This is a genomic window from Streptomyces liangshanensis, from assembly GCF_011694815.1.
GTDB classification, from domain to species: Bacteria; Actinomycetota; Actinomycetes; order Streptomycetales; family Streptomycetaceae; genus Streptomyces; species Streptomyces liangshanensis.
Map to the genome: position 1 here is coordinate 6,110,669 of NZ_CP050177.1, position 26,390 is coordinate 6,137,058.

A 26,390-nucleotide genomic window follows, 5' to 3' on the forward strand; every position below is an offset into this window, starting at 1 on the left:
GATGCCGCTGACCCGCAGGGAATTCTCCGGGAAGTCCGCCCTCACCGGCGCCGGCCTCGTCCTCACCGGCGCCGCCGGAGCCCTCGCGACCGCCCCCGGCGCGCTCGCCGCCGAGGACGCGCCCGAGGTGTCCTGCGGACCCGCGCCCCGGCCGGGCTACGGGCCGCTGGTCCCCGACCCCGCCGGGATGCTCGCGCTGCCGGCCGGATTCTCGTACCGCGTCCTCACCCGCAGCGGGGTCACCCGGCTGGAGACCGGCGAGTTCACGCCGTCGGACCACGACGGCACCGCCACGTTCGAGGGCCCGCGCGGTACGACGCTGCTGGTCAACAACCACGAGCTGGACGGTCCGCGCGCCGACTACCCGTACCCCGTACCGCTGACCGAGGGGCTGGTGTACGACCCGGCGGCGGCCGGCGGCTGCACCGTCGTCGAGGCGCACCGCGACGGCCGTACCGCCGAGTGGGTCGGCATCGCCGGGACCTCCACGAACTGCGCGGGCGGCCGCACCCCGTGGGGCACCTGGCTGACGTGCGAGGAGAACGCCGACCGGGCCGGCCAGAACGGGATGACCAAGGACCACGGCTTCGTCTTCGAGGTCGACCCGTACGACCGCCGGGCCAATCGCGACCCCCGGCCCGTCAAGGCGTTCGGCCGCTTCGAGCACGAGGCGGTCGTGATCGACCCGCGCACCGGGCACGCGTACCTGACGGAGGACGCGGACGGCCCCAACGGACTTCTCTACCGCTGGGTCCCGCCGAAGGGCTTCGCGCACGGCCGGGGCCGCCTCCGCCACCTCGCCGACGACGCGGGAGTGCTCCAGGCCCCGCGCTGCTTCGACGCCGGCGGGCGTTTCGTGGACGACCTCTCGCGCGCGACGCGGATCGGCACGGTGTACGGCGTGGACTGGCTGGAGGTGCCGGACCGGCAGGCGCGGACCGTCGAGGTGCGCGAGCAGTTCGACGACGGGGACGTCACCCGGGCCAGGAAGCTGGAGGGCATGTGGTGGGCGGACGGCGGCGCGTACGTCGTCTCCTCGTACGCCCGCGACGAGAGCCCCGGCCGCCCGCACGACGGGCAGGTGTGGTTCTACGACCCCCGGCGCCGCACGCTCACGCTCAAGGTGCTGCTCGGGGTCAACACCGATCCGGACCGGGACGGGGCCTTCGACGGGCCGGACAACATCACCGTCTCGCCGTACGGCGGGCTGATCCTCGCGGAGGACGGCGAGGGCGTCCAGCACCTCTTCGGGGCGACGGAGAGCGGGGTCACGTACCCCATCGCCCGCAACGACCTCAACGACAGCGAGTTCACGGGTGTCGTGTTCTCGCCGGACGGCGCCGTCCTGTACGCCAACATCCAGGAGCCGGGGATCATGCTGGCCGTCACCGGCCCCTGGCGGCGGTCGCCGCGGCGCTGAACCGGGCGGTGCGCGCGGGGGCTCCAGTCACCCCCGCCGGGGCCCTGGAACGGGTGATCCGGCGGGCCGGTCGGCGGTCGGGCATGGCGCGGCGGGGCCCCTTGGGCGCATACTCCAAGTAATGACAAAGTCAGCCGGATCCCGGCGCCACCTGCCGTCCAGTCCCTTCAACCGCCAAGGCCCGGCCTCACCCCCGCCCGAGCAGTTCGATGTCGGAGACCGCGTCTCCCACGACCAGTTCGGGTTGGGAAGAGTCATCGGAGTCGAGGGCGAACACGCCGTGCTCATCGATTTCTCGGGGCGCCAGGGCAGGATCCTGACCCCCTTTTCCAAACTGACCAAGCTCTGAAGCGGAGCCTGGAGAAGGCCGAGCCCCCGGGCCGCCGCCGGTCGTCGAGACCGCGGCGGCCCGCTGGGCGTTCCTGACGCCGTTCCGGCCGTCCCGGGGGACGGCCCCGGCTCAGAGGATCTTGGCCGCGGGCTTCACCATGCCGCGGACCGTGCGGGACTTCACGAACTCCCCGAGGCCGGTCATCTCCCACTCGCCGGAGAACTGCTTGATCAGCTTCGCCATCATCACGCCCGTCTGCGGCTCGGCGCCGGTCAGGTCGAAGCGCACCAGCTCCTCGTCGGTGGCCGCGTCGATCAGCCGGCAGTAGGCCTTGGCCACCTCGTTGAACTTCTGGCCCGTGAACGAGTTGACCGTGAAGACCAGGCCGGTCGCCTCGGCGGGCAGCCGGCCGAGGTCGACGACGATCACCTCGTCGTCGCCCGCGCCCTCGCCCGTCAGGTTGTCCCCGGAGTGCTTGATCGCCCCGTTGAGGATGGACAGCCGGCCGAAGTAGCAGCTGTCCAGGTGCTTGCGGTCCGGGCCGTACGCGATGACGGAGGCGTCCAGGTCGATGTCCTTGCCGCCGTACGCCGGCTCCCAGCCGAGGCCCATCTTGACCTTGCTGAGCAGCGGGCGGCCGCCCTTGACCAGGGAGACGGTCTGGTTCTTCTGGAGGCTGACGCGGCCCTTGTCCAGGTTGATCTTGCCGGAGCCGGGCGCGGAGGGCGCCGGGGCGGGCGGCGCGGGCGGGGCCGCGGGGGCCGGGGGAGCGGCGACGCGCGGGTCGGCCGCGCGCGGGGCCTGCGCGGGGGCCGCGGGCGCGGCGGCGGGGGCCGCGGCGGGCTCCTCCACCGAGACGCCGAAGTCGGTGGCGATCCCGGCCAGCCCGTTCGCGTACCCCTGGCCGACGGCTCGGACCTTCCAGGCGCCTTTGCGCAGGTAGACCTCGACGATCACCAGGGCCGTCTCGGCGCCCAGCTGCGGGGGCGTGAAGGTGGCCAGCACGCTGCCGTCGGCCGCGTTGCGGACCGTCGCCGTGGGCTCGATGCCCTGGAAGCTCTGCCCCGCCGCGTCCGGGCTGGCCGTGACCACGATCTTCTCGATGCCGGCCGGCACCGCGCCGGTGTCGACGACGATCGCGTCCGGCGCCGTGCCCCCGCCCGAGCGGTAGCTCACGCCGGGGCCCGTCGGCTGGTTGTAGAAGATGAAGTCGTCGTCGGAGCGCACCTTGCCGTCGCCGGTGAGCAGCAGGCCCGATACGTCGAGCCGCACCGGAGCGGTGACGTCCACCGCCACGTGGGCGGTGGGAAGAGGGATGTTCGAGCCGGGGGTCATAGCTGTCATGCCGTCGTAACGAGCGACCCGGCTTTGCCGTTCCCTTACCTACGCCGATTGCGCGAATGGTCGCGTGCGACCCGTTCGTTCCCGAACTTGTACGCGCCCGTCCAGCGGGCCATGACCAGCTGGGCGTCGCCCTGCTCCACCTCGGCGAGGAACTTCTCCGCCCGCGCGGCACGCAGCGTCGCGGCGGCGCGTCCGCGGTGCGTGACGACGACCGTGCCGTCGCCGCGCCGCTCGTAGGTGAATCCGAAGGGCCTGGGCATACCGCCATGGTGCCGGTACGGGGCGTCGCTGTCGCCCGCATTTCCGGGGGTCCGTGCCTCCTCCGACGCCGCACCCGTCGGCCGCCGCCGGTGTCAGTGGGGCCACTGCGGCGGGTGGGTCGTGAAGTGGCCGCCGAGGTGCGCGTGGTCCGGGTTGGCCGGGTCCAGTTCGCCCTGCTCGGCGATCAGCTTCGCGGCGTACGGCTCCGAGTCGTCCCGGGGGTCGTAGCCGAGGGCCCGCGCGCCGGACAGGTCCCACCACAGCCGGGTGTTGGCGGAGGAGCCGTACACGACGGTGTGGCCGACGTCCTCGGCGGTGAGCGCGGCGTGGAAGAGCCGGGCGCCGTCGGCGGGGCTCATCCAGACGGACAGCATCCGTACGGAGGTCGGCTCGGCGAAGCAGGAACCGATCCGGACGGAGACGGTCTCCATGCCGTGCAGGTCCCAGTAGAGCTGCGCGAGGTCCTCGCCGAAGCACTTGGAGAGGCCGTAGTACGTGTCGGGCCTGCGCGGGGTGTCGACCGGGATCAGCGGGTCGTCGCCCTGGGGGCGCGGGGTGAAGCCGACCGCGTGGTTGCTGGAGGCGAAGACCGTGCGGGGGATCCCGGCCGCGCGGGCCGCCTCGTACAGGTTGTACGTCCCCTCGATGTTGGCCTTGAGGATCTTGTCGAAGGACGCCTCCAGGGAGATGCCCGCGAGGTGGAGGATCGCGTCGACGCCGTCCACGGCCTCGCGCAGCGCGCCCTTGTCCGCCAGATCGGCCGTGAGGGCGCCCGGCTCGCCCTCGACGGGCCGGGAGTCGAAGAGGCGCAGTTCGTAGCCGTACGCGGGCAGCAGGCCCCGCATCAGGGTGCCGAGGCCCCCGGCGGCGCCGGTGAGCAGGACGGTGCGGGGTGCGGGCATGGGCGCGGTCTCCTCGGCGGTACGGTCCGGGGCCCGCCTTCAGGGCTCAGATCCGTAGACGGAATTCACATGCGTGGACACGCTAAGGAGTGTCTCTCCGTACCGTCAAGTCTCGCGTGGCGGGGAGTGATCCGCCTCCTGGTTGCTGTTTCCTGTCTTGACCTGCGCCGCGCGGCTGCCCTAGCGTGGTCGTGTTCAGAGATATGGACATCGATCAGAATTGTGCACGGGCGGTGAGCGCCCGGTGCACGGCCCAGGGAGCGCCCAGTGACCTCAGCCCCGCTCGCCGCCCGACTCACCCGAGTGGAGGGGCCGCTGTTCTTCCCCGTCACCGCGTACGGTCCCGACGGCACACTCGACCTCGACGCGTTCCGCGCGCACGTCAGAGGGGGCGTCGACGCGGGAGCCGCGGCGGTGTTCGCCTGCTGCGGCACCGGCGAGTTCCACGCCCTCACCCCCGACGAGTTCCGCGACTGCGTCGCCGCCGCCGTGGAGGAGACCGCCGGCGAGGTGCCCGTCGTGGCCGGCGCCGGCTACGGCACCGCCCTCGCGATCCAGTACGCGCGGCTCGCCGAGGAGGCCGGCGCGGACGGGCTGCTCGCCATGCCCCCCTACCTGGTGTTCGCCGACCAGGAGGGCCTGCTGCGCCACTACACCGAGCTGGCCGCGGCGACCTCGCTGGAGACCATCGTCTACCAGCGGGACAACGCCGTCCTCACCCCCGAGACCGCCGTCGCGCTCGCCCAGGTCGACGGCATCATCGGCCTCAAGGACGGCTTCGGCGACCTCGACCTGATGCAGCGGATCGTCAGCACCGTCCGCCGCGAGCTGCCCGGGCGGGAGTTCCTCTACTTCAACGGGCTGCCCACCGCCGAACTCACCGGGCTCGCCTACCGGGGCATCGGCATCACGCTCTACTCCTCCGCCGTCTTCGCGTTCGCCCCCGACATCGCCCTCGCCTTCCACCGGGCGCTCAACAGCGGCGACGACGTGACGGCCAACCGGCTCCTCGACGGCTTCTACGTCCCGCTGGTCGAGCTGCGCAACCAGGGGCGCGGGTACGCGGTCTCGCTGGTCAAGGCGGGGGTACGGCTGGGCGGGCTGGACGTCGGCGAGGTGCGGCCGCCGCTCGGCGAACCGCTCGCCCTGCACGTCAAGGAACTCGCCGCGCTCATCGAGCGGGGGCGTGCGCTGCTCGCGGACATCGCGTCCGATGCCGCTCCCGGTGCGGGGGGCGACGCGTGAGGGCCTCCGCGTTCCTCTACCCCTGGGACGTGGTGGGCGACCCGGACGCGGCGCGCAGGATCGCCGACCTCGGCGTCGAGCAGGTCACGCTGGCCTCCGCGTACCACTCCACCCGCGCGCTGACCCCGCGCCACCCGCGCCACCGGATCGTCACGGCCGAACACGCCGCCGTCCTCTACCCCATGGACGAGGACCGGTGGGCCGGGCAGGAGCTGCGGCCGTACGCCGCCGGGGCGTGGGCGCCGGGCGACGCGTACGGCGAGGCGGCGGCGGCGCTCGCCGACGCGGGTCTCGACGTGCACAGTTGGGTGGTCCTCGCGCACAACTCGCGCCTGGGTACGGAGCGTCCCGACACGTCCGTCGTGAACGCCTACGGCGACCGCTACCCCTGGGCGCCCTGCATCGCCCGGCCCGCGGTCGCCGCGTACCTGGTGTCACTGGCGGCGGAGGCCGCGGTACGGCCCGGGGCGGGCGGTACGGAGCTGGAGTCGTGCGGCTGGTACGGGCTCGCGCACCTGCACGCGCACGACAAGATCGCGGGGGTGGGGCTGGGGGACGCGGCGCAGTACCTGATGTCGCTGTGCTTCTGCGACGTGTGCGCGGCGGGGTACGCGGAGCTGGGTGTTCCGGCGTCGGTTCTCGCGGGGGTGGTGCGGGGGGCGCTCGGGCCGGTCTGGAGTGGTTCCGCTTCTGGCGCGGAGGGTGGTTCCGCGGCCGGTTCCGCTGCCATCGATAAGCTCCTCGGCGCGGAGCTGGCGGCCGTCACCTTCGCGTGGCGCGGCGGGGTGGCGCGCGGGCTCCAGGAGTCGGTGGTCGCGGCGGTGCGGGCGGCCGGGGGCCCTGGGTTCCAGGTGTTGCTGCACGCGGATCCCTCGTTGTACCGCACGGGTGCGAACGTCGGGGTGGACCCCGACCACATCCTGGGCGTCGCGGACGGGGTGGTGCTGCCGTGCACGGGGGGTGGGGCGGGGCTGCTGCTGCCCGCGTTCACCTCGTCGCCGTCGCGTACGGCGTCCTCGGTGCTCGCGGCGAACTTCACTGTCGTGAGCGGGATGGGGGGTGTGCCGGGGGTGTTGGGGGAGGATGTGGAGGAGGCGGTCGGGTTGGGGGCTACGGGGGTGCGGCTTTACCACGCGGGGTTGGCGTCCGCCGGGGACTTGGCGGCGTGCGTTGCTGGTTTGTCCTCAATCGCCGGACGGGCTTGATTTTGCCCGCTGCGGGCCGGATCCGATCCGCGGGTTGTCGCCGGGGGTCGGGCAGGGGTCATGTCCTGCACTGCATGTTTTACGTCGCGCGCAACCAGTTGTTGGCGTTAACCCCCGTCACGCGACACAAAACACGCTCTACGTTCCGGGCACGACCCCTGCCCGCCCCCCTTCCAGGCGCACGTCAAAACAACCCGGCCCGCCCCGGGCTTGTTTTCAGCCCGTCCGGCACCCACCCCAGCCCGTCCGGCGTTTGAGGACATCTTTGACCGCAACGGTCACGATCGGACCGCAACCCCTCTCCAGCCCGTCCGGCGATTGAGGACGTCTTTGAGCCGCACGGAACAACGGGCGCAACAATCCCAGCCTGTCCGGCGTTTGAGGACGTCGGTAGGCCGCGCCTGCGTACCGGGCCGACGCACAACCAAGCCCGTCCGGCGGTTGAGGGCGTTAGTTGGGGTGGTGCGTGAGGTGCCAGGCTGTGGCCAGGGCGATGAGTGACGCTGTCGCGAGGAGCGGGGTCGGGTTCGTGAGGGCCACCGCCCCGGCGCCCAGCGCCAACCCCACCGCGTTGGGCGCGTACATCAGCGTCGTCGCGGTCGCCGACACCCGTCCCAGCTCCGCCGGAGGCACCTCCCGTTGCAGCGCCGTCATCGCGGCGATCAGGACGCACGGCAACCCCGCCCCCACCCCCACCGCGCTCGCCAGGACCGCCGCGTCGTACGGGAGCGCCCGTACCCCGAGGGACACCGCGAACACCGCGACCCCCGCCGCCGCGAACCCCCGTTCCGGCAGCCGTCGCAGCAGCGGGCCCGCCAGCAGGCCGACGAGGACCGAGCCGGCCCCCTGCACCGCGTACAGCACGCCCACGTACGCGGGGGAGCGGCCGAGCCCCTCGTCGACCACCGCGTACACCGCCGCGCCGTTCAACCCGGCCAGCAGCATCGTCACCGCGGCCGCCCCCACGAGCGGGCGCACGGCCGGGGTGGCCCGCAGCCTCCGTACTCCCTCCGCCGTCGCCGCCCGCCACCCGCCCCCGGCGGCCGGGGAGGGCCGGGGCTCCCGCACCCGCATCAGCCCGAAGAGGCAGCCCGCCAAGGCGAACGTCGCCGCGTCCAGCAGCGCCACCCGCCCGCCCCCGAAGCGCGCATACAGCGCCGCCCCCGCCAGCGGCGCCAGGAGCTTCATGCCCTCGTTGGCCGTCAGGCGCAGCCCGTTGAAGGCGCCCAGGAGCCGCTGGTCGAGCACCCCGGCGATCAGCGCGTTCTCCGCCGCGTCCATGACGACCCCGGCCGTCCCGTACACGAACAGCACGGCGAAGACGATCCAGACCCGGTCCGCCGAGTCGACGGCGAGGAGGGCCGTCAGCAGCAGCGCCATGCCGAGGTTGCAGACGATCAGCAGCGGCCGCCGGCGCACCCGGTCGGCGACCGTCCCCAGGACCGGCCCCGCCAGCGTCGGCGCCCACATCGCGAGGACGGTGAGCGCCGCCAGGCTGTCCGAGCCGGTCAGGGACTTGACCCAGATCCCGGCGGCCAGCCACATCGCCGAGGTGCCGAAGCCGGACACCACCACCCCGGCCAGGTAGAGCCGTGCGTCGTGGTCGCGCAGTACGCCGCCGCCGCGGTCCCGATCTCCCTTGATTCGCATGGCGAAAGGGTGGTGGCTGAGGGGGGTCCGGGGGATGGGGCAACTGCCCTAACCAGGGCCTCAGACGGCGGCACGGCATCGGAACGGCCTCGGAAAGATGTCGTACCGGAAAACCCGTAACACCCCGAAAACCTGAGTTGTGCCTGACACGTGCACAATCCCCCTACCCCCCCGCGACCCCCAGAACGGCGAGGAGCCCCATGTCAGGCGAGGCGACCAACGAGAACGGAAGTGCCGTGGACCGGTACTTCAAGATCAGCGAGCGGGGTTCGACCTTCGCCCGGGAGATACGGGGCGGATTCGCCACGTTCTTCACGATGGCCTACATACTCGTCCTCAACCCGATCATCCTCGGCAGCGCCCAGGACAAGTTCGGCGCCCACCTTTCCGGGCCCCAGCTGGTCACCGCCACCGCGCTGGTCGCCGCCGTCATGACCGCGATCATGGGGCTCGGCGGCAACCTGCCGCTCGCCATCGCGGCCGGGCTCGGCCTGAACGCCGTGGTCGCGTTCCAGCTCGCCCCGCTCATGAGTTGGCCCGACGCCATGGGGCTCGTGGTGCTGGAGGGCCTGGTGATCTGCGTCCTCGTCGTCACCGGCCTGCGCGAGGCCATCATGAACGCCATCCCGCAGTCGCTCAAGCAGGCCATCAGCGTCGGCATCGGGCTGTTCATCGCCTTCATCGGCTTCATCGACGCGGGCTTCGTCACCCGCATCCCCGGCGACACCGGCTCCGTCCCGGTCCAGCTCGGCGCGAGCGGGCACCTCGCGGGCTGGCCGGTCCTCGTCTTCTGCCTCGGCGTCCTCCTCACCCTCGCGCTCGTGGCCCGCAAGGTGAAGGGCGCGATCCTCCTCGGCATCGTCGTGACGACCCTCTTCGCCGTGGTCATCAACCAGATCGCCGACATCAAGCCCGCCGCGTGGGGGCTGACCGTGCCGTCCGTCCCCGACGACCTCGTCGCCGCCCCGGACTTCGGGCTCATCGGCCACTTCAGCCTCTTCGGCGCCTTCCAGCAGATCGGCGTGGTCACCCTCGTCCTGCTGGTCTTCACCCTCATCCTGAGCGACTTCTTCGACACGATGGGCACCGTCGTCGGCGTCTCCAACGAGGCCGGCCTCCTCGACGAGAACGGCAAGGTCCCGAACCTCGGCCGCGTCCTGCTCATCGACGGAGTGGCGGCGGTGGCGGGCGGCGCGGCCTCCGCCTCGTCCAACACCGCGTACATCGAATCGGCGGCGGGCGTCGGCGAAGGCGCCCGTACCGGCTTCGCCTCCGTCGTCACCGGCTCCCTGTTCGGCCTCTCCCTCTTCCTCGCGCCGCTCGCCCTGGTCGTCCCGGCGCAGGCGGCGGCGCCCGCGCTCATCGTGGTGGGCTTCCTGCTGATGTCGCAGGTGCGCCACATCGACTGGGAGAAGTACGAGATCGCCGTCCCGGCCTTCCTGACGATCGCCGTCATGCCGTTCACGTACTCCATCACCAACGGCATCGGCGCCGGCTTCGTCGCGTACGTCGTCATCAAGACCGTGCTGGGCAAGGCGCGTGAGGTGCACTGGCTGCTCTGGGCCACCACGGCCCTGTTCGTCGTCTACTTCGCGATCGACCCGATCGAGCGGTGGATCGGCTGAGCGGCACGCCTGGGTGAGGCGGCGGCCGGCAACGGCCCGGCGGGTCAGGAGCGTTCTCCGTAACGCACGTGAAGCGTGTGCTCAACGAGGCAGTCATCGACGGGTGATGGAGTCGCGCACTGCACCCCCCGCACTTCCTCGCACGGCCCGGTGACCCCGGAGGTTCCCCTTGAGCCAGCTACCGCCGCCCACCCAGGAGCAGTTGGACGCCTACGTCAGGACGAGGCTCGCCCTGGCCGGCTTCGACCTCACCCTGCTGCCCGAACAGCCCGATCCCGCGACCGGTGTCCCCACGCGTTCCCAGGTCCTCGCCTCGCTTCGGTCGTTCGTCGCCTCGACCCCGGCCGCGATCGCCGGCTGGGCGCCGCCCGTGACCGGCACCCCCGCACCGGAGTACGCCCAGCAGGCCGCGCCGCCGCTGCTCTACCCGTCGATCACGGAAGCCTGGACCGGAGAGGCGGACGGACGATGAGCCGCACCCTCAACCGCCGTGTCTTCCTCGCCGGTTCGGCCGCCGCGGCCGGTGCGGTCGTAGGCGGTACGGCCCTGGCCGCGCCCGCTGCCGCGAGCCCCGCCACCACGGCCGGCCGCGCCACCGCGGGCCCCGCGCCGTACGTCCCCGACCTCCCCGTACGGGACGCGGCCCGCCGCGACCCCACCGAGGCGACGCTCGCCGAGGCCGCCGTCCTGATGCGGCGGCGCAAACTGACGTCCGCGACGCTCGTCGAGGCGTACCTCGACCGGATCGAGGCCTTCGACTCCACGTACCAGGCGTACGCCGTGGTCACCGGCGCGACCGCGCTCACCGCCGCCCGCAAGGCCGACCGGGAGGGCGGACGCGGGGTGTTGAGCGGCATCCCGCTCTGTATCAAGGACAACTACTTCACCCGCGGGGTGCCGACCCGCTGCAACTCGACTATCTTCGAGGACTTCGTCCCCGACCACGACGCGACCGCCGTCGCCCGGCTCACCGCCGCCGGCGGAATCGTCCTGGGCAAGGGACAGATGGGCCCGCTCGCCACCACCCGGGCGACCACGCCCGACGGGACCGTCACCACCGTCAACGCCTGGACCCCCGACAACCCCGCGACGGACCCAGGCGGTTCGTCCACCGGGCCCGCCTGCTCCGTGGCCGGACGGATGGCGTCCTCGTCCATCGGCACCCAGACCGGCGGTTCCATCGTCCTGCCCTCCAACCGGCAGAACCTCACCGGCCTCAAGCCCACGATGGGCCGCGTCTCCGCGCACGGCGTCATCCCCCTCTCGTACACCCGGGACCACCCCGGACCGCTCGCGCGCGACGCCATGGACGCCGCGCTCATGCTCGCGGTGATGGCCGGCCCGGACCCGTCCGACCCGCGCACCCTCGGGCTGCCGCGCCTGCCGGATCTCGTACGGGCCGCCACCCCGGTCCTGTCCCGGGGGAAGGTGAAACTGCGCCGCGCGACCCGGATCGGGGTGCCCGCCGACTTCCTGAGCGGCGCCGCCGACGTGCGCCGGGCGTTCCTCACCACGCTCGACGCCCTTCCGGGGGTGACGCTGGTCGACGTCACGTACCCCGCCGACTGGGGACTGCTCACCGGCACGTTCAACGACGCCCGGCTGTCGGAGCGCACCGAGCCGTTCCGGCACTGGCTCCGGGAGGACCCCGCCAAGTTCGGTGTGTCGCTGCTCAGTTGGCTCCAGGGGCTGATGCTCTCCGGTGACGAGTGGATCACCGCCCAGAGGGCCAAGAACCACCTGCTGCGCGAGGTTCTCGACGGGGTCATGGCCCGCTGCGACGTGCTGCTCCAGACGGGGCCGGTGCCCTTCGACATCCTCGGCCTGCCCGAGATCGCGTTCCCGGCCGGGTTCGTCGCGGGCATCCCCTCCGGCGTGATCCTCGGCGGGCAGCCGTACGAGGAGGACCGGCTGCTGGAGGTCGTGGCGGCCTACCAGGCGGTCACCGACTGGCACACCCGCCGCCCGGCCGACCCGGCACCGCCGGCCGCGGGCAGGCGGCTCGCCGCCGCGCCGCGCCCGCGGCTGAGCGCGGAGGAGGCGGCGGCGCAGAGCGCGTAGGGCGGGGTGCCGCTTCCGCGGGTCCGTCGGGTGCGGGCCCGCGGGAGCGGTGTCCGCGTCGGCGAGCGGCTGCGGGCCGTCGCGGCGGCCCGGCCTCCGGCCGGAGGTGTCCTCCATCGCCGGACGGGCTTGAACGGCCGGCTCTGACAGGCCGCTACTTCAGTGCCGCCGCCATCATCCTCTGCGCCACCGGCGCCGCCAGCCCGTTGCCGCTGACCTCCGCGCGCGCCGCGTCCGAGTCCTCCACGACCACCGCGACCGCCACCTCGTGCCCGGTCGAGGCGTCCTTCGCGTACGAGGTGAACCACGCGTACGGCGTCTGGCTGTTGTCGACGCCGTGCTGCGCCGTACCGGTCTTGCCGCCCACCTCCGCGCCCGGCACCCGCGCGTTGGTGCCCGTGCCCGACTCCACGACCGTCCGCATCGCGCTGCGCAACTGCTCCGCCGTCGAGGAGGACACGATCCGGGTCGTGTCCCCGTCCTTGTACGACTGGAGGGTGTCCCCGTTGCCGTCCACGACCTTCGACACCAGGTGCGGGGCCGCGAGCAGCCCGTCGTTCGCGAGCGCCGACGACACCATCGCCATCTGGAGCGGGGTCGCCGTCACATCGAACTGGCCGATGCCCGACAGGCCCGTCTGCGCCCGGTCCATGCCGCTCGGGTAGACGCTCTCCGCCGCCCGTACGGGCATGTCCTGCGTGGCGTTGTCGAAGCCGTACTTCTTCGCCATCGCCGCGACCTTGTCCTGCCCCAGGTCGTCGGCCATCTTCGCGAAGACCGTGTTGCAGGAGTAGCGCAGCGCGTTCCTGATCGTGGCGTTCTCGCACGGGTCGGCCGCGCTCTCGTTGCGCAGCACGGTGGTCGTGCCGGGCAGGGTGTACGGGTCCGGGCTGTCCGTCGGCACGTCCACCGACGGGTACAGGCCGTCCTCCAGCGCCGCCGACGCCACGACCAGCTTGAACGTCGACCCGGGCGGCAGCGGCTGGCGCAGCGCGCGGTTCAGCATCGGCATGTCCTTGTCCGCGCCCAACCGGCTCCAGGCCGTGCCGTCCGTCGTCCCGCTGATCGTCGAGGGGTCGTACGACGGGGTCGAGACGACCGCCAGGACGCGCCCGGTCTTCGGATCGAGCGCGATCGCGGCGCCCTTCTTGCCGCCGAGGGCGTCGTACGCGGCCTTCTGCACGTCCGGGTCGATCGTGGTCAGCACGTCGCCGGGCTTGGTCCGTACTCCGGTGAGCGCGTCGAGCGGGTTGCCGAGCCGGGGGTCCTTGCCGTCGAGGACGTCGCTGTAGATGCCCTCCAGCTGCGTGGAGCCGTACACCTGCGAGCTGAACCCGGTGACGGCCGCGTAGAGCTTGCCGTCGGTGTACGTCCGCTCGTAGGCGAGGTCGCCGCCGGACGTCCGTCTGGACCCGGTGACCGGCGTACCGGCCACGACGATGTCGCCCAGCGGCTGCGCGTACTGCGCGATGGCCTTCCGCTGGTTGTACTTGCTGTCCGCGAGGGCACGGGCGTCGTAGGCCTGGAGCCAGGTCACCCGCACGAGGAGCGCGAGGACCATCAGCAGGCAGAACACCGAGGCACGTCTGATCGTCTTGTTCATCCCGAACGGGAGACGAGCGGAGCGGCGGCCGGCGTTCCGCCCGGCCGCCGTTCTCAGGAACTCTTCATGTCGGCCCGAGCTGTCGGAGCAGGCCCGTCACAGGCGGCGGGTGGCGAGCGTGAGCCGGTCGCGGGCGTCGAACAGCGCGTCCTTGATCATCTGCTCGTGCCCCGGGGTCAGCCGGGCCACCGGTACCGAGCAGCTGATCGCGTCACGCGCCGGGGTGCGGTACGGGATCGCGATGCCGAAGCAGCGCAGCCCGAGCGTGTTCTCCTCGCGGTCCACCGAGTAGCCCTGCTCCCGGATGAGGTGCAGGTCCTCGATGAGCTTCTCGCGGTCGGTGATCGTGTGCTCGGTCAGCGACGGCAGCGTCTCGGGCAGCATCTTGCGGACCTGCTCGTCGCTGTGGGTGGCCAGCAGCGCCTTGCCCAGCGAGGTCGAGTGCGCCGGGAGCCGGCGGCCGACGCGGGTGAAGGGGCGCAGGTAGTGCTGGGACTGGCGGGTGGCGAGATACACCACGTTCGTGCCGTCCAGGCGCGCCAGGTGGATGGTCTCCGTGGTGTCGTCGGAGAGCCGGTCCAGCGTGGGGCGGGCCGCGGCGACGACCTCGTCACCGTCGATGTACGACGTGCCGACCAGCAGCGCCCGTACGCCGATCCCGTACCGCGTTCCCGTCGCGTCCGTCTCCACCCAGCCCAGCTCGACCAGGGTGCGCAGCAGCATGTAGAGGCTGGATTTGGGGTAGCCGACGGCTTCCTGGACGGCGGCGAGGGAGTGCATGCCGGGCCGGCCGGCGAAGTACTCGAGCAGCTCCACCGTCCTCACCGCGGACTTGACTTGTGCCCCACCGGATTCCGCAGCCGACATCGTCTTTCGCCCTTCTAGACCTACGGACCGCTCTTGACCACACAGAACGCCCGGAAATAGAGTCCCTATGGATTCACTATCAGGAACTGTGTTCAGAATACCGAACAACTCCTGGTGGATGGCAGAGGTTCGCAAGGCCAGGAAGGAAGCCGCCGTGGCAGCAGCACCAGTCTGGAGTGTCGACCCCCGAACGGGGAACCCACGCGAGCAGGTTGCCGACGAGGCGACTGCCGAGGAGGTCGACTCCGCGGTGCGCCGGGCACGGGCCGCCGGGGCGGGGCTCGCCGACCGTACCGTCCGCGCCGCCCTCCTCCGTACCGCCGCCGACCTCCTCGACGAGGCGGCCGAGCACGTCATCGAGGCGGCGGACGCCGAGACGGCCCTCGGGCCGGTCCGGCTGCGGGGCGAACTCGCCCGTACGACGGCCCAGTTGCGCGCCTTCGCCGGGGTGGTCGACGAGGGCGCCTTCCTCGACATCCGCATCGACCACGCCGACGCCACCCGCACCCCGCCGTGGCCCGACCTGCGCCGCTGGAAGGTGCCGCTGGGCGTGGTCGCCGTCTACTCCGCGAGCAACTTCCCGCTCGCCTTCTCCGTCCCCGGCGGCGACACCGCGAGCGCGCTGGCCGCGGGCTGCCCGGTGGTCGTCAAGGCGCACCCCGACCACCCCGGCACCTCCGAGCTGTGCGCGTCCGTGCTGCGCAGGGCGGCCGCCCGGGTCGGCCTGGACGAGGACGTCCTGATCGTCGTCCACGGCTTCGAGGCGGGCGTCGAGCTGGTCAAGCACCCGCTGGTGTCGGCGGCCGGGTTCACCGGCTCGATCCGCGGCGGCCGCGCCCTGTTCGACGCGGCGGCGGCCCGGCCCGCGCCGATCCCCTTCTACGGCGAGCTGGGCTCCCTCAACCCCGTGGTGATCACCGAGGCCGCGGCGGCCGAGCGCGCGGAGGAGATCGGCGCGGGGCTGGCCGGTTCGATGACCTTGGGCGCGGGCCAGTTCTGCACCAAGCCCGGCTTCGTCCTCGCGCCGGCGGGCGCGGCGGGGGACAGCCTGCTCAAGACCCTCACCAGCGCCGTCAGCGAGACCGAGCCCGGCGTGATGCTCGACCACCGGATGCGGGACGCCTTTGTCGCGGGGGTACGGGAACGGGCCGGGCTGCCCGGCGTCGACGCGCCCATCACGCCCGGGGCGGGCGGCGAACACACCGTCAGCGCGGGCTTCCTGACCGTACCGGCGGAGCTGCTCACGGCGGAGGGCGGCCCGCACGACCTGCTGCTGGAGGAGTGCTTCGGGCCGGTGACCGTGGTCGCGCGCTACGCCTCGACGGACGAGATCGGCGCGGTCCTGTCCCGGCTGCCCGGCAACCTCACCGCGACGCTGCACCTGTCCGACGCGGAGGGCGCGGGCACCGCGCCGGGGGCGGCCGAGTTGCTGGCCGAGCTGGTCCCGCTGGCGGGCCGCGTCCTGGTCAACGGCTGGCCGACGGGCGTCGCCGTGGCCCCGGCGCAGCAGCACGGCGGTCCGTACCCGGCGACGACGTCCACGTCCACGTCGGTGGGCGCGACGGCGATCGAACGCTGGCTGCGCCCGGTCTCGTACCAGTCCACACCCCCGGCCCTGCTCCCCCCGGAGCTGCACGACGACAACCCCCTGGGACTGCCCCGCCGGGTGGACGACGTGCCGGTGAGGTAAGGCACCGACGCGGCGCCGCCGACCGGGTGGGGAGGCCGTGGGCCGCGAGGGCGGGGCCCGGGGGCGTGCGTCGCCGGGGGCCTTCTTGCCCGGGCCGCAACCGCGGCGCCCGCTCGCACGTCTACGTCACCATGATCAGACCAGCCACCCCCGCCGACCTCGACGCGATCACCGTCGTCCACGCCGAGGCGCGTGCCACGTACTACCGGGGCCACCTCCCGGACGAAGAGTTCGACGGCCCGGCCGAGCGCGCCCGTACCCGCGCCGCCTGGGCCACCGGGCTGAGCCGCGACGAGCCGGGCGCGGCCGTGCTGTGCGCGGAGCACGACGGCCGGCCGGTGGGCGTGGCCGCCTACCGCCGGGTCGACGGCGTCATGACCCTCACCCAGCTCCACGTCGCGCCCGCCCACTGGCGCCGGGGAATCGGTGCCGCGCTGCACGAGGCGTGCGTGGCGGCCTGGCGGCGGGACGGGGTGGGGACGGCGCGCCTGGAGGTCTTCGAACCGAACAAGCGGGCGCAGGCGTTCTACGCGGCGCACGGCTGGTACCCCGATCCGGACACCCCGCGGGACGGCACACACCTGATCCTGCGCCTGGCGGTGGGCCGGACCGCGAAACCAGCGCCGCTACCTCAGGAATAGATCTTCTTCCGCTCGGCCAGCATCGCCACGTACTTGGCGATGCGCCGGGCCCGGGTCTCGGGCTTCTTGGCGTCGTGGACCTGGTGGAGGATGGAGAACCGGTTACGGCTGTCGAGCGTCGCGAAGAACTCCGCCGCCACGGGCTCGGCCGCGAGGGCCGCCGCGAGATCGTCCGGTACGGAAATGGTCCTGGACCCCTCGTACGCGGCCTCCCACCGCCCGTCGGCCTTGGCCCTCGTCACCTCGGCGAGCCCGGCCTCCCGCATGCGGCCCGAGGCGATCAGCGCCTCGACCTTGTCACGGTTGATCTTCGACCACTTGCTACGGGCCCGCCGTGGCGTGAACCGCTGCAACCAGTGCGTGTCCTCGGCGGCCTTCCGCTTCTGCCCGTCGATCCACCCGTGGCACAGCGCCACGTCGAGCGCCTGCGCGTAGTCGAACGTGACGACCCCCGGCGTCTTCTTCCTGAGCCTCAGCCAAATCCCGTCGACGGACCCCTGATGCCCGACCAGCCACGCCTCGAAGTCCTCGGCGCTCTCGAACGACACACTCTCCGGTTCCTCAGCCATCCCCGTAGTCAAACATAGGCGTTTCCCGTCACGGGACGATCGCGGTGCGTAACATCGGATACCGCCCGATCTCCAACCGACCCTCGCCACCAAGGGGTTGCAGCACCATGGCACCACGCCCACGCGAACTGACACCGGACCGCTCGGCCCGCCATCTGTTCGGCTCGGAGATGCGCCGCCACCGCGAACTGGCGGGCATGAGCCTGGAAAGCCTGGCGACCGTCGTGAGATACGCGAAGAGCTCGCTGGCCCGCTACGAAACGGCGGACGCGATGATCCCCCCGGACCTCCCGGGCCGCTTGGACGCGGCGTTCGGGACGGACGGGTTGTTCGAGAAGCTGTACGGGTTGGCGAAGTACGAGATCCACCCGGACAAGTACCGGCGGCGCATGGAGTTGGAGGCGCGGGCGCGGGTCATCGACCAGTACGCGGGACAACTAGTTCCTGGTCTTGTCCAGACCGAGGATTACGCCCGGGCGTTGTTTCGCGTCACGAATCCCAGGGCCAACTCCGAGGCGATCGAGGAGAAGGTGGCTGCCAGGATGGGACGGCAAGCGCTGCTGGCAGCTACGCCAGGACCCGACCTGTCCGTGATCCTCGACGAGGCGGTTGTACGGCGCCCGGTGGGCGGATCAGCCGTGATGCGAAGTCAACTGGCTCGCCTCTGCGCTCTCGTGGACACGCCCACCACCACCGTGCAGCTGCTTCCCTTCGGACACGGTGAGCATGCCCTGCTGGGCGGCGGCACACTGACGCTCATGACGCTGGACGATAAGTCGTCAGTGGTCTATGAGGAAGGCCTGACCTCCGGCACGTTGGTGGAGGAACCGGAAGCGGTCAGAACCCGCCGCCGGGACTACGATCTGATGAGGGCCTACGCCCTGTCGCCCCGGGATACGGCGGCACGCATCCGATCGGCCATGGAGGAACTTCCCTGATGAGCAGCAGCCAGGACCTCACGAGTGCGCGGTGGGTCAAGTCCAGCTACAGCAATGGGGACGGAGGCGACTGCGTCGAGTGGGCGCCTGCTCGTGTCGCGACTTCGGCGGTCGTCCCGGTTCGGGACAGCAAGTATCCTGCCGGGCCGGTACTCCTCCTTTGCCCGGTAGCCTTTTCGGTGTTCGTCAGGGCGATTGGCGAGGGTGTGATCCCGCAATGAAGGGAAACTCGGACGTGGCGGGCGCGGAGTGGATCAAGTCCACGTACAGCAACGGGGACGGCGGCTCCTGCGTCGAGTGGGCACCCGGGTACGCGGCGGCCACCGGCCTCGTCCCCGTGCGCGACAGCAAGGATCCCCGCCGCCCCGCGCTCCTCATCGGCGCCGACGCCTTCTCCTCCTTCGTCCGGGGTGTCCGGCTCGGCAGCCGCTGGGAATGACCGGTCGGGCCCGGGTGTTGATCCGGCGGCGGAGGGTGCCTCCGTGTTCGCTGGGCTGGGGCCCGTGAGGCCGAGGAGAAGCTGAGTCATGCGCGTCGAGATCTGGAGCGACATCGCCTGCCCGTGGTGTTACGTCGGGAAGGCCCGCTTCGAGAAGGGGCTCGCGGCGTTCGCGCACCGGGACGACGTCGAGGTGGTGCACCGGTCGTTCGAGCTGGATCCCGGGCGGGCCAAGGGCGACACGGCGCTGGTGGTCGACATGCTGGCCGAGAAGTACGGGCGTACCCGCGAAGAGGCCAGGTCCATGGAGGAGGGGGTCGCGTCCAACGCCCGCTCCGAGGGGCTCGGCTACCGGATCGAGGGGCGTGACCACGGCAGCACCTTCGACATCCACCGCCTTCTGCACCTGGCCAAGGCCCGGGGGCGCCAGGACGAGCTGCTGAACCTCGCCTACCGGGCGAACTTCGCCGAGGAGCGGTCCGTCTTCGACCCCGAGACCCTGGTCGCCCTGGCGGTCGAGGCCGGCCTCGACGAGGCGGAGGCGCGGGCGGTGCTCGCGGACGCGGACGCCTACGCCGACGACGTACGGGCCGACGAGCGCGAGGCGGCCGAGCTGGGGGCGACCGGGGTGCCGTTCTTCGTGCTCGACCGGCGGTACGGGGTCTCCGGCGGACAGCCCGCCGAGGTGTTCACGCAGGCGCTGGAGCAGGCGTGGCAGGGCCGGGTCATCACCGAGATCGGGCAGAGCGGCGGCGACGCGGCCGCCTGCGGGCCCGACGGATGCGAGGTCCCGCACGCCGGGCCGCACGCGGGCGCACACGCATAAGGCCTGGTCAGGGGGCACGCATAAGCAGCTCTGGGGTGTTCCCTTCACGGATATGTGATTGACCCGGGGTGGTGGCTGACTCAGGGTGAGTTCATGACCACCCTGGGGGGCGCCGAGTTCGCGCCCGAGACGACGTACCTGAACACATCGACCGCCGGGCTGCTGCCCCGTAGCGCCGTCGAGGCCGTACGGGACCTCGCCGCGAAGAGCGCGACTGGCTCGTACGACGGCTCCGACGGGTACGAGTCCGTCGCGTCCGCCCGTACCTCCTTCGCCCGGATCGCCGGGGTCGACCCCGGCCGGGTCGCCCTCGGCGGGTCGGTCGCCGCGCATGTCGCGCTCGTCGCGGCGTCGTTGCCGGCCGGGGCCGAAGTGCTGTTCCCCGAGGGGGAGTTCAGCTCCGTCATCACGCCCTTCACCATCCGGGGCGACCTCAGGTTGCGGTACGTGCCGCTCGACGCCCTCGCGGAGTCGGTACGGCCCAGCACGGCGTTGGTCGCCTTCTCGGTGGTGCAGTCCGTCGACGGCCGGCCGGCCGACACGGCGGCGATCCTCGCCGCGGCGTCCGCGCACGGCGCTCGTACGCTCGCCGACGCCAGTCAGGCGGCGGGGTGGCTGCCGCTGGACGCGGGGGCGTTCGACTACACGGTGACCGGGGGGTTCAAGTTCCTGCTCAGCCCGCGCGGGGTGTCGTTCCTGACGGTGACGGAGGAGGCGCAGGGGTCGCTGCCGCCGCTGTACGCGGGGTGGGTGGCGGCGGAGTCGCCGTGGGACAGCACGTACGGGCCGGTCGAACAACTCGCTTCCTCGGCTCGGCGGTTGGACGCGCCGCCGTCCTTCCTGGCGTACCACGCCGCCGCGCGGTCGCTGGCCCTGCTGGAGTCGACGGGCATCGAGGCGATTCACGCGCACACGGTGTCCCTGGCGGCGGAGTTCCGGGACGGTGTGGCCGGGTTGGGCCACACCCCGGTGGACGTGGGCGCCGCCGGGTCCGCGATCGTGGCGGTACCGGGGTGGGGGAAGCGGCTGGAGTCGCTGCGGGAGGCGGGAGTGGTGGCATCCGAGCGCGGCGGCAACTTGAGGGTCGCCTTCCACCTCTACAACTCGTCGGCGGACGTGGCACACACCCTTGAGGCCCTCGCGCCCTGACCGACCTGGCGGCCTGCTTTTGTCCTCAATCGCCGGACGGGCTTGATTTTGTCGCTGCGGCCCGGTGACCGTGTGCGGGTTGTCGCCGGGGGCGGGGCCGCCCCCGGCGAACAACTACGCGCCCTCGCACTCCGAGGCCTGGCGGCACAGGTTGGCCTCGACCTTGGAGAGCAGCCTGGCCAGCTCCGCGCGCTCGCCCTCGTCCAGGCCGGCCAGCGTGTGGTCCTCCAGCTCGCTCCACGCGTCCTTGACCTGTGAGGCCAGCGCGCAACTCTCGCGGGTCGACTCGACCAGGACCGCCCGCCGGTCCAGGGGGTCGGACGTCCGGGTCACGTAACCGGCCTGGTCCAGACGCTGGAGCATCTTCGTGACCGTCGACGGATCCAGGTCCATCGCCTTGATCAGCTCCGCCTGGCGCACCGCACCCTCGTTCCACAGGTGCATCATCAGGAACTCCTGGCCCGGATAGAGCCCGGTGCGGTGCAGCAGCTTGCCCGCCGCGATGCGGTGCAGGCGGGAGATCCGGGACAGCGCGTTGCTGACCGGGCTGCCGCGCATCCCACTGGGGGCGTCGTGCGCACCGCCGGGCACCGCGGCCGTGACGCCGCCCGAAGCGGGCCCGTCACCACCAGAACCGGGCGCTGCGCCCGTACACGCGGGGTCGTCGGAAGTCATGTCCTCCAGCTTAGCTTGGTCGGCCAAGGAATGAGCTAGAGTGACACGCGGTTGTTTACTTGGCCGACCACATACCGTGCCGTCGGCCCACCGCGCCCTTGGAGTCCTCATGACCACCGCGTTCGACCCGATCGACCTCTCGGGTAGGCAGCTCGCCAACCGCATCGCCCTGGCGCCCATGACCCGGAGCCGTTCGTACGGCCCCAGTCACGCGCCCACCGACGCTGTCGCCGAGTACTACGGCCAGCGGGCCTCGGCCGGTCTGGTGATCACCGAGGGCATCCAGCCCTCCGTCGTCGGGCAGGGCTACCCGGACACCCCCGGACTGCACAGCGCGGAGCAGATCGCGGGCTGGCGCAAGGTCACCGACGCCGTGCACGCCAAGGGCGGCACGATCTTCGCGCAGGTCATGCACGCCGGCCGGATCGGCCACCCCGACCTGCTGCCGGACGGCCTGATCCCGGTCGCCCCGTCCCCGATCGCCGCGAAGGGGCAGGTCTACCTGCACGACGGCCCGAAGGACTTCGTCACGCCCCACGAGCTGACCTCCGACGAGATACGCGCGACGATCGGCGACTTCGTCACGGCGGCCCGCAACGCGATCGACGCCGGTTTCGACGGGGTGGAGCTGCACGGCGCCAACGGCTACCTGATCCACCAGTTCCTGGCGGACACGACCAACGCGCGCACCGACGAGTGGGGCGGTTCCGTCGAGGGCCGTACGCGCTTCGCGGTCGAGGTCGCGCGCGCCGTCGTCGCCGAGATCGGCGCCGACCGCACCGCGATCCGCATCTCGCCCGGAAACCCGCTGAACGACATCGGCGCCGAGTCCGGACTGGAGGACACCTACACGGCGTTGGTCCAGCAGTTCGAGACGCTCGGCCTCGCGTACGTGCATGTGGTCGAGTACAGCCGCGAGTTGACGCTCGTGCTGCGCAAGCACTTCTCCGGGACGCTCGTCCTCAACGCCAAGACCGAGGGACCCACCAGCCCCGAGGAGCTCAAGCTGATCGAGGACGGCGTCGCCGACCTCGTCTCCTTCGGCCAGCTCTTCCTGGCCAACCCGGACCTCCCGGCCCGGCTGAAGGCCGGCGGCCCGTACAACACCCCCGACCCGTCCACGTTCTTCGGCGGTACGGAGAAGGGCTTCACGGACTACCCGGCGCTGGCGGTCTGACCGCAAGGGCCGACATGGCTCGGGTACGGGAGGGGGCGGGGGCGGTCGTCGTGACCGGCCCCGCCCCCTCCCGTACTCACCAGGACCAGGACTCCCCGGCGCTCACCAGGTCTCCTCGACCGCCCGCGCCGCCGCCTCCAGGCACACCTTGACCCCGCTCTCCGCGAGCGCCGCGCCCAGCGCGAGGAGCGACTTCCGTACGGCGTCCTCGGTCGCGTCGGGGCCGTAGTGGTTCACGCGGACCATCTCCGACGCGAGCGCGCCACCCCCCGCGACCAGCGGAAGCGACGCGTCCGAGGCGAGCGCCTTGGCCACCACCTCCGCCGCGTCGACCCCGGCGGGCACCCGGATCGTGGTGGCCACCGGAGCGGCCGCCGCGTCCTCGCCCACGAACGGCACGACCCCGCCGCCCAGCGCCCGCGCACCCGCGCGCGCCGCCCGCGACGCCGCCGCGTGCCGGGCCGTCACCGCGCCGAGGCCGTCCTCCTCGATGCGCTCCACGGCCGCCTCCAGCGCCAGCATCTCCAACTGGGCGGGCGCGTGGGGGAGCGCGCGCCGGCCGGTGTCGATCCAGCGCTCCTTCCAGTCGAGGAGCGAGAGGTACGAGTGCCGCGGCGCGCGCGGATTCGCGGCGAACCGCTGCCAGGCGCGCTCGCTCACCGACACCACCGACACCCCGGCCGGCCCGCCCATCGCCTTCTGCGCGCCGATCACGCACAGGTCCACGCCCCAGGCGTCCGGGAGCAGCGGTTCCGCCGCCACCGACGCGACCGCGTCGAGCATGAGGAGAGCTCCGTGCGCCCGGACGACCTCGCCGATCTCCGCGACCGGGTTGGTGTTGCCGGTCGCCGCCTCGGCGTGCACCAGCGACACGAAGTCGGTCTCCGGGTGGGCGGCGAGCGCCTGCTCGACCTGCGCCGCGGTGACCGCCGTGTCGAAGGGCACCGCCAGGTCCACGACCTTCGCGCCGCAGTCGCGCAGCCAGTTCCCGAAGGTCTGGCCGTACGGTCCCGTCACCACGTTCAGCGCGGTCGAATCCGGCCGCGCGCCGCCGCGGATACACGCCTCCAGGGGGAGCAGGGCCTCGCCCTGCATGATCACGACGTCGTTGTCCGTCGCGAGGAGGGCGGCGACCCGCCGCTCGATGGTGGCGAAGTGCGCGGCGGTCAGCGGGGCGAGGCCCAGCAGCGGATGTGTCACGGGGGGCTCTCTCGGCAGGGGACGCGGAGGTTCTGTTCGACCCCACCGAGGATACTCACCGCTCCGCGTGGCCTCCTGATCGTCCTCGTGCGGGGCTTCCCCGGGGCGTGATCGCCCCAGTGCGGGGCCGACCGGCGCGTGATCACGCCCACGCGGGGCTGACCGGCGCGTGATCGCGCTCGTACAGTGCTGTCCATGCTGTCCATGAGTGATCACGCGGTGCTGCGGGTGAAGGGGCGGGTGCTCGTCGGCCCCGAGGAGGTCAGGGACGAACTGTGGGTGGTCGGCGGCCGCGTCACCTACACCCGGCCGCCCGGCGCCCGGGACGTCCGTACGGTCACGGGCTGGGTCCTCCCCGGGCTGGTCGACGCCCACTGCCATGTCGGGCTCGACCACCACGGCGCGGTCGACGCGGCGACCAGCGAGAAGCAGGCACTCGGCGACCGGGACGCGGGCACGCTGCTGCTCAGGGACGCCGGGTCGCCGGCGGACACGCGGTGGATCGACGACCGGGAGGACCTGCCCAAGATCATCCGGGCGGGCCGGCACATCGCGCGGACCCGGCGGTACATCCGTAACTTCGCGTACGAGATCGAGCCCGACGACCTCGTCGCGTACGTCGCTCAGGAGGCCCGGCGCGGGGACGGCTGGGTCAAGCTCGTCGGCGACTGGATCGACCGGGAGGAGGGCGACCTCACCGCGTGCTGGCCGCGCGGGGCGGTGGAGGCGGCGATCGCGGAGGCGCACCGGCTGGGCGCCCGCGTCACCGCGCACTGCTTCGCCGAGGTCGCGCTGCGGGAGCTGGTCGAGGCGGGCATCGACTGCGTCGAGCACGCGACGGGGCTCACCGAGGACACGATCCCGCTGTTCGCCGAGCGGGGGGTCGCGATCGTGCCGACCCTGGTCAACATCGCCACGTTCCCGCAGCTCGCGGCGGGCGGCGCGGGGAAGTTCCCCCGCTGGTCGGCGCACCTGAACCGGCTCTACGAGCGGCGGTACGACACCGTCCGCGCGGCGTACGACGCCGGCATCCCCGTCTTCGTGGGTACGGACGCGGGCGGCGCCCTCGCGCACGGCCTCGCCGCGGCGGAGGTCGCCGAACTCGTGACGGCCGGCATCCCGCCGCTGGACGCGCTCTCCGCGACGACGTGGGCCGCCCGCAGGTGGCTGGGCCGTCCCGCCCTGGACGAGGGGGCGCCCGCGGATCTGGTGGTCTACGACGAGGATCCGCGCGCGGACGTACGGGTGCTGGCCGCGCCGCGGGTGATCGTGCTGAACGGGCGTGTGGTCGGCTGACGGCTTCACCGGGGCGCCGGGTTGACGGAGCGTGACGTGCGGCTCGGCGTCTCGTTGAAGCACTTCACGTGGTCCGCGCTCCGGTGCGACCGGCGCACCACCCTGACCGTGTCATATGCGGCGTGGCGGGGAACGCGTGCGCCAGCGGAATCGAACCTTCTGCCGGAAACCCCCCTTTGGGGTGAACTCACCCCAGGTGTCTGTCAGTTCACTCTCAGTGCGTAAAGATTCCGGTGTCTCAGTCGCCGCCGCCGCGTGTCCCCGTGTCGGTGAACCGGCGACACCATGTCTCTTGTGGGGGTTCCACCCTTGAACAGCAACACCTTCCGCATGCCCGCACGCCGTCGCGCCGCGGTGGCGGTCGCCGCCGCGCTGACCGCCGGTCCCGTCCTCCTGGCCGCTCCCGCGCAGGCCACGGGCGTCATCGACGGCGAGGGCCGGGCGACCGCGGTGGTCCTGCGGACCGGGCTCGACGTGTCCCTGCTCAACAAGACGGTCAACGTGCCGCTGCGGGCCGCGCTCAACGACGTGAAGGCCCCCGCCGACGCGGACCGGACGACGCTGACGGTCGAGCTGGAGGGGGTCGAGGGCGGGAAGCCGGTCGACGTCCTGCGCGCCGACGTCGCCACGTCACGGGCCACGGTCGACGACCGCAAGGCGGAGGGGTACGCGAACCTCGCCCGCGCGAAGGTGCACGTCCCCGGGCTGCCGCTGCTCCCGCTGATCGAGGTCGAGCAGGTCACGTCCAGGGCGGTCTGCGAGACGGGGAAGCGGCCGGTGGCCGAATCCAACGTGCTGGGTTCCGTGACGGTCCTCGGCAAGCGCGTCACCCTGTCCGCGGGCGGCCCGACGCGCGTCGACGTCCCCGGCGTCGGCAAGGTGACGCTGGACCTGTCGGAGAAGAGGACGACGTCCCGTACGGCGGCGGCGGTGGCGCTCCGCCTCCAGGTGGCGGTCAACCCGCTGAACCTGAACGTCGCGGACGTCCAGGGCGAGGTGACCCTGGCGGAGGCGACGTGCCGCTCGCCCAAGGCGAAGGCGGAGCCGTCCCCCTCCCAGGCGCCCGCGAAGCCCACCCCGAAGCCGGACGTGAAGCCGCAGACGGAACACCTGGCGGAAACCGGCGGCAGCTCGACGACCCCGTACCTGGCAGGCGGGGCGGTCCTCCTGCTGGCCCTGGGCGCGGGCGGACTGGCCCTGGCACGGTCGCGCCGCCGGTAACAGGGGCGGCGGTCCCCCGATCCGAAGCGGCGCCCGCGGGCCTCACGGGCCGGTG

At 72.4% G+C, this 26,390-nt stretch carries 26 protein-coding genes; 17 read left to right on the forward strand and 9 right to left on the reverse strand.

Annotated features, from left to right (window positions below):
* The first annotated feature begins 1 nt into the window (after position 1).
* Both HA039_RS26520 and HA039_RS26525 read left to right on the forward strand, forming a co-directional pair.
* The gene (locus tag HA039_RS26520) at positions 2-1,420 is read left to right on the forward strand and encodes an alkaline phosphatase PhoX (RefSeq protein WP_167033873.1); all 1,419 of its coding nucleotides are present in this window, start codon (positions 2-4) and stop codon (positions 1,418-1,420) included.
* Positions 1,421-1,541: 121 nt separating this feature from the next.
* Positions 1,542-1,769 (forward strand): hypothetical protein, encoded by a 228-nt coding sequence (locus HA039_RS26525; RefSeq protein WP_161311713.1) that lies wholly within the window; start codon positions 1,542-1,544, stop codon positions 1,767-1,769.
* Between the two features lie 111 nt (positions 1,770-1,880).
* On the opposite strand, the gene HA039_RS26530 is transcribed toward HA039_RS26525, so the two are convergent.
* The 3 genes from HA039_RS26530 to HA039_RS26540 all read right to left on the reverse strand — a co-directional run bounded on the left by HA039_RS26530 (position 1,881) and on the right by HA039_RS26540 (position 4,258).
* On the reverse strand, positions 1,881-3,095 hold the full coding sequence (locus HA039_RS26530; RefSeq protein WP_167033874.1) for a TerD family protein: 1,215 nt from the start codon (positions 3,093-3,095) through the stop codon (positions 1,881-1,883).
* A gap of 35 nt (positions 3,096-3,130) precedes the next feature.
* Positions 3,131-3,355: a hypothetical protein gene (locus HA039_RS26535; RefSeq protein WP_167033875.1), complete on the reverse strand. Its 225-nt coding sequence runs from the start codon at positions 3,353-3,355 to the stop codon at positions 3,131-3,133.
* 93 nt (positions 3,356-3,448) lie between these two features.
* Positions 3,449-4,258, reverse strand: coding sequence for an NAD-dependent epimerase/dehydratase family protein (locus tag HA039_RS26540; protein WP_167033876.1), 810 nt, complete (start codon positions 4,256-4,258; stop codon positions 3,449-3,451).
* A gap of 267 nt (positions 4,259-4,525) precedes the next feature.
* Here HA039_RS26540 and HA039_RS26545 point away from each other — a divergent pair, with 267 nt between their 5' ends.
* Both HA039_RS26545 and HA039_RS26550 read left to right on the forward strand, forming a co-directional pair.
* Positions 4,526-5,503: a 5-dehydro-4-deoxyglucarate dehydratase gene (locus tag HA039_RS26545; protein WP_167033877.1), complete on the forward strand. Its 978-nt coding sequence runs from the start codon at positions 4,526-4,528 to the stop codon at positions 5,501-5,503.
* Positions 5,500-6,708, forward strand: coding sequence for a hypothetical protein (locus HA039_RS26550; RefSeq protein WP_167033878.1), 1,209 nt, complete (start codon positions 5,500-5,502; stop codon positions 6,706-6,708). The genes HA039_RS26545 and HA039_RS26550 overlap by 4 nt, the downstream gene beginning before the upstream one ends.
* 450 nt (positions 6,709-7,158) lie before the next feature.
* Here HA039_RS26550 and HA039_RS26555 read toward each other — a convergent pair whose 3' ends face one another.
* The gene (locus HA039_RS26555) at positions 7,159-8,358 is read right to left on the reverse strand and encodes an MFS transporter (protein WP_167033879.1); all 1,200 of its coding nucleotides are present in this window, start codon (positions 8,356-8,358) and stop codon (positions 7,159-7,161) included.
* A 200-nt stretch (positions 8,359-8,558) separates the two neighbouring features.
* Between HA039_RS26555 and HA039_RS26560 the strand changes: the two genes are divergently transcribed.
* The 3 genes from HA039_RS26560 (at position 8,559) to HA039_RS26570 (ending at position 12,044) form a co-directional block, all read left to right on the forward strand.
* On the forward strand, positions 8,559-9,983 hold the full coding sequence (locus tag HA039_RS26560) for an NCS2 family permease (protein WP_167033880.1): 1,425 nt from the start codon (positions 8,559-8,561) through the stop codon (positions 9,981-9,983).
* Between the two features lie 169 nt (positions 9,984-10,152).
* A complete protein-coding gene (locus HA039_RS26565; protein WP_167033881.1) occupies positions 10,153-10,455 on the forward strand; it encodes a hypothetical protein in 303 nt (100 codons plus the stop codon).
* On the forward strand, positions 10,452-12,044 hold the full coding sequence (locus HA039_RS26570; protein ID WP_167033882.1) for an amidase: 1,593 nt from the start codon (positions 10,452-10,454) through the stop codon (positions 12,042-12,044). The genes HA039_RS26565 and HA039_RS26570 overlap by 4 nt, the downstream gene beginning before the upstream one ends.
* Before the next feature lie 154 nt (positions 12,045-12,198).
* On the opposite strand, the gene HA039_RS26575 is transcribed toward HA039_RS26570, so the two are convergent.
* Both HA039_RS26575 and HA039_RS26580 read right to left on the reverse strand, forming a co-directional pair.
* Positions 12,199-13,647 (reverse strand): penicillin-binding transpeptidase domain-containing protein, encoded by a 1,449-nt coding sequence (locus HA039_RS26575; protein ID WP_167033883.1) that lies wholly within the window; start codon positions 13,645-13,647, stop codon positions 12,199-12,201.
* 96 nt (positions 13,648-13,743) lie between these two features.
* On the reverse strand, positions 13,744-14,514 hold the full coding sequence (locus HA039_RS26580) for an IclR family transcriptional regulator (RefSeq protein WP_167033884.1): 771 nt from the start codon (positions 14,512-14,514) through the stop codon (positions 13,744-13,746).
* Positions 14,515-14,668: 154 nt separating this feature from the next.
* Between HA039_RS26580 and HA039_RS26585 the strand changes: the two genes are divergently transcribed.
* Positions 14,669-16,204: an aldehyde dehydrogenase (NADP(+)) gene (locus HA039_RS26585; protein WP_243869760.1), complete on the forward strand. Its 1,536-nt coding sequence runs from the start codon at positions 14,669-14,671 to the stop codon at positions 16,202-16,204.
* A 131-nt stretch (positions 16,205-16,335) separates the two neighbouring features.
* Positions 16,336-16,845 carry a GNAT family N-acetyltransferase gene (locus HA039_RS26590; RefSeq protein WP_167033885.1) on the forward strand — a complete coding sequence of 170 codons (510 nt, stop codon included), beginning with the start codon at positions 16,336-16,338 and terminating at the stop codon, positions 16,843-16,845.
* On the opposite strand, the gene HA039_RS26595 is transcribed toward HA039_RS26590, so the two are convergent.
* On the reverse strand, positions 16,836-17,414 hold the full coding sequence (locus HA039_RS26595; RefSeq protein WP_167033886.1) for a YdeI/OmpD-associated family protein: 579 nt from the start codon (positions 17,412-17,414) through the stop codon (positions 16,836-16,838). The two genes, HA039_RS26590 and HA039_RS26595, sit on opposite strands and share 10 nt — an antisense overlap.
* Positions 17,415-17,521: 107 nt before the next feature.
* Here HA039_RS26595 and HA039_RS26600 point away from each other — a divergent pair, with 107 nt between their 5' ends.
* From HA039_RS26600 to HA039_RS26620, 5 genes are all read left to right on the forward strand, one after another.
* A complete protein-coding gene (locus HA039_RS26600) occupies positions 17,522-18,352 on the forward strand; it encodes a helix-turn-helix domain-containing protein (RefSeq protein WP_167033887.1) in 831 nt (276 codons plus the stop codon).
* Entirely contained in the window at positions 18,352-18,573 is a 222-nt protein-coding gene (locus HA039_RS26605; RefSeq protein ID WP_167033888.1) for a DUF397 domain-containing protein, read from the forward strand. Before HA039_RS26600 ends, HA039_RS26605 begins: the two co-directional genes overlap by 1 nt.
* On the forward strand, positions 18,570-18,791 hold the full coding sequence (locus HA039_RS26610) for a DUF397 domain-containing protein (RefSeq protein WP_167033889.1): 222 nt from the start codon (positions 18,570-18,572) through the stop codon (positions 18,789-18,791). Before HA039_RS26605 ends, HA039_RS26610 begins: the two co-directional genes overlap by 4 nt.
* Positions 18,792-18,879: 88 nt before the next feature.
* On the forward strand, positions 18,880-19,617 hold the full coding sequence (locus HA039_RS26615) for a DsbA family oxidoreductase (RefSeq protein WP_167033890.1): 738 nt from the start codon (positions 18,880-18,882) through the stop codon (positions 19,615-19,617).
* A gap of 93 nt (positions 19,618-19,710) precedes the next feature.
* Positions 19,711-20,766 carry an aminotransferase class V-fold PLP-dependent enzyme gene (locus HA039_RS26620; RefSeq protein ID WP_167033891.1) on the forward strand — a complete coding sequence of 352 codons (1,056 nt, stop codon included), beginning with the start codon at positions 19,711-19,713 and terminating at the stop codon, positions 20,764-20,766.
* Between the two features lie 114 nt (positions 20,767-20,880).
* On the opposite strand, the gene HA039_RS26625 is transcribed toward HA039_RS26620, so the two are convergent.
* A complete protein-coding gene (locus tag HA039_RS26625; RefSeq protein ID WP_243870262.1) occupies positions 20,881-21,324 on the reverse strand; it encodes a MarR family winged helix-turn-helix transcriptional regulator in 444 nt (147 codons plus the stop codon).
* A gap of 226 nt (positions 21,325-21,550) precedes the next feature.
* Here HA039_RS26625 and HA039_RS26630 point away from each other — a divergent pair, with 226 nt between their 5' ends.
* Entirely contained in the window at positions 21,551-22,618 is a 1,068-nt protein-coding gene (locus tag HA039_RS26630) for an alkene reductase (protein WP_167033893.1), read from the forward strand.
* 102 nt (positions 22,619-22,720) lie between these two features.
* Here HA039_RS26630 and HA039_RS26635 read toward each other — a convergent pair whose 3' ends face one another.
* The gene (locus HA039_RS26635) at positions 22,721-23,818 is read right to left on the reverse strand and encodes a pyridoxal-phosphate-dependent aminotransferase family protein (protein WP_167033894.1); all 1,098 of its coding nucleotides are present in this window, start codon (positions 23,816-23,818) and stop codon (positions 22,721-22,723) included.
* Between the two features lie 204 nt (positions 23,819-24,022).
* On the opposite strand from HA039_RS26635, the gene HA039_RS26640 reads away from it, so the two are divergent.
* Complete coding sequence (locus tag HA039_RS26640) at positions 24,023-25,114, forward strand: amidohydrolase family protein (protein WP_167037650.1); 1,092 nt, start codon at positions 24,023-24,025, stop codon at positions 25,112-25,114.
* Positions 25,115-25,423: 309 nt separating this feature from the next.
* Positions 25,424-26,335, forward strand: coding sequence for an SCO1860 family LAETG-anchored protein (locus tag HA039_RS26645; protein ID WP_243869762.1), 912 nt, complete (start codon positions 25,424-25,426; stop codon positions 26,333-26,335).
* Positions 26,336-26,390: the final 55 nt, after the last annotated feature.

Excerpts from the sequence above, each read along its gene's own strand:
- HA039_RS26615 (WP_167033890.1), top strand. The coding sequence starts at position 18,880 with ATGCGCGTCGAGATCTGGAGCGACATCGCCTGCCCGTGGTGTTACGTC.
- HA039_RS26540 (WP_167033876.1), bottom strand. The coding sequence starts at position 4,258 with ATGCCCGCACCCCGCACCGTCCTGCTCACCGGCGCCGCCGGGGGCCTC.
- HA039_RS26610 (WP_167033889.1), top strand. The coding sequence starts at position 18,570 with ATGAAGGGAAACTCGGACGTGGCGGGCGCGGAGTGGATCAAGTCCACG.
- HA039_RS26530 (WP_167033874.1), bottom strand. The coding sequence starts at position 3,095 with ATGACAGCTATGACCCCCGGCTCGAACATCCCTCTTCCCACCGCCCAC.
- HA039_RS26555 (WP_167033879.1), bottom strand. The coding sequence starts at position 8,358 with ATGCGAATCAAGGGAGATCGGGACCGCGGCGGCGGCGTACTGCGCGAC.
- HA039_RS26520 (WP_167033873.1), top strand. The coding sequence starts at position 2 with ATGCCGCTGACCCGCAGGGAATTCTCCGGGAAGTCCGCCCTCACCGGC.
- HA039_RS26625 (WP_243870262.1), bottom strand. The coding sequence starts at position 21,324 with ATGCGCGGCAGCCCGGTCAGCAACGCGCTGTCCCGGATCTCCCGCCTG.
- HA039_RS26570 (WP_167033882.1), top strand. The coding sequence starts at position 10,452 with ATGAGCCGCACCCTCAACCGCCGTGTCTTCCTCGCCGGTTCGGCCGCC.
- HA039_RS26525 (WP_161311713.1), top strand. The coding sequence starts at position 1,542 with ATGACAAAGTCAGCCGGATCCCGGCGCCACCTGCCGTCCAGTCCCTTC.
- HA039_RS26600 (WP_167033887.1), top strand. The coding sequence starts at position 17,522 with ATGGCACCACGCCCACGCGAACTGACACCGGACCGCTCGGCCCGCCAT.
- HA039_RS26590 (WP_167033885.1), top strand. The coding sequence starts at position 16,336 with ATGATCAGACCAGCCACCCCCGCCGACCTCGACGCGATCACCGTCGTC.
- HA039_RS26640 (WP_167037650.1), top strand. The coding sequence starts at position 24,023 with ATGAGTGATCACGCGGTGCTGCGGGTGAAGGGGCGGGTGCTCGTCGGC.
- HA039_RS26560 (WP_167033880.1), top strand. The coding sequence starts at position 8,559 with ATGTCAGGCGAGGCGACCAACGAGAACGGAAGTGCCGTGGACCGGTAC.
- HA039_RS26535 (WP_167033875.1), bottom strand. The coding sequence starts at position 3,355 with ATGCCCAGGCCCTTCGGATTCACCTACGAGCGGCGCGGCGACGGCACG.
- HA039_RS26575 (WP_167033883.1), bottom strand. The coding sequence starts at position 13,647 with ATGAACAAGACGATCAGACGTGCCTCGGTGTTCTGCCTGCTGATGGTC.
- HA039_RS26580 (WP_167033884.1), bottom strand. The coding sequence starts at position 14,514 with ATGTCGGCTGCGGAATCCGGTGGGGCACAAGTCAAGTCCGCGGTGAGG.
- HA039_RS26595 (WP_167033886.1), bottom strand. The coding sequence starts at position 17,414 with ATGGCTGAGGAACCGGAGAGTGTGTCGTTCGAGAGCGCCGAGGACTTC.
- HA039_RS26605 (WP_167033888.1), top strand. The coding sequence starts at position 18,352 with ATGAGCAGCAGCCAGGACCTCACGAGTGCGCGGTGGGTCAAGTCCAGC.
- HA039_RS26630 (WP_167033893.1), top strand. The coding sequence starts at position 21,551 with ATGACCACCGCGTTCGACCCGATCGACCTCTCGGGTAGGCAGCTCGCC.
- HA039_RS26620 (WP_167033891.1), top strand. The coding sequence starts at position 19,711 with ATGACCACCCTGGGGGGCGCCGAGTTCGCGCCCGAGACGACGTACCTG.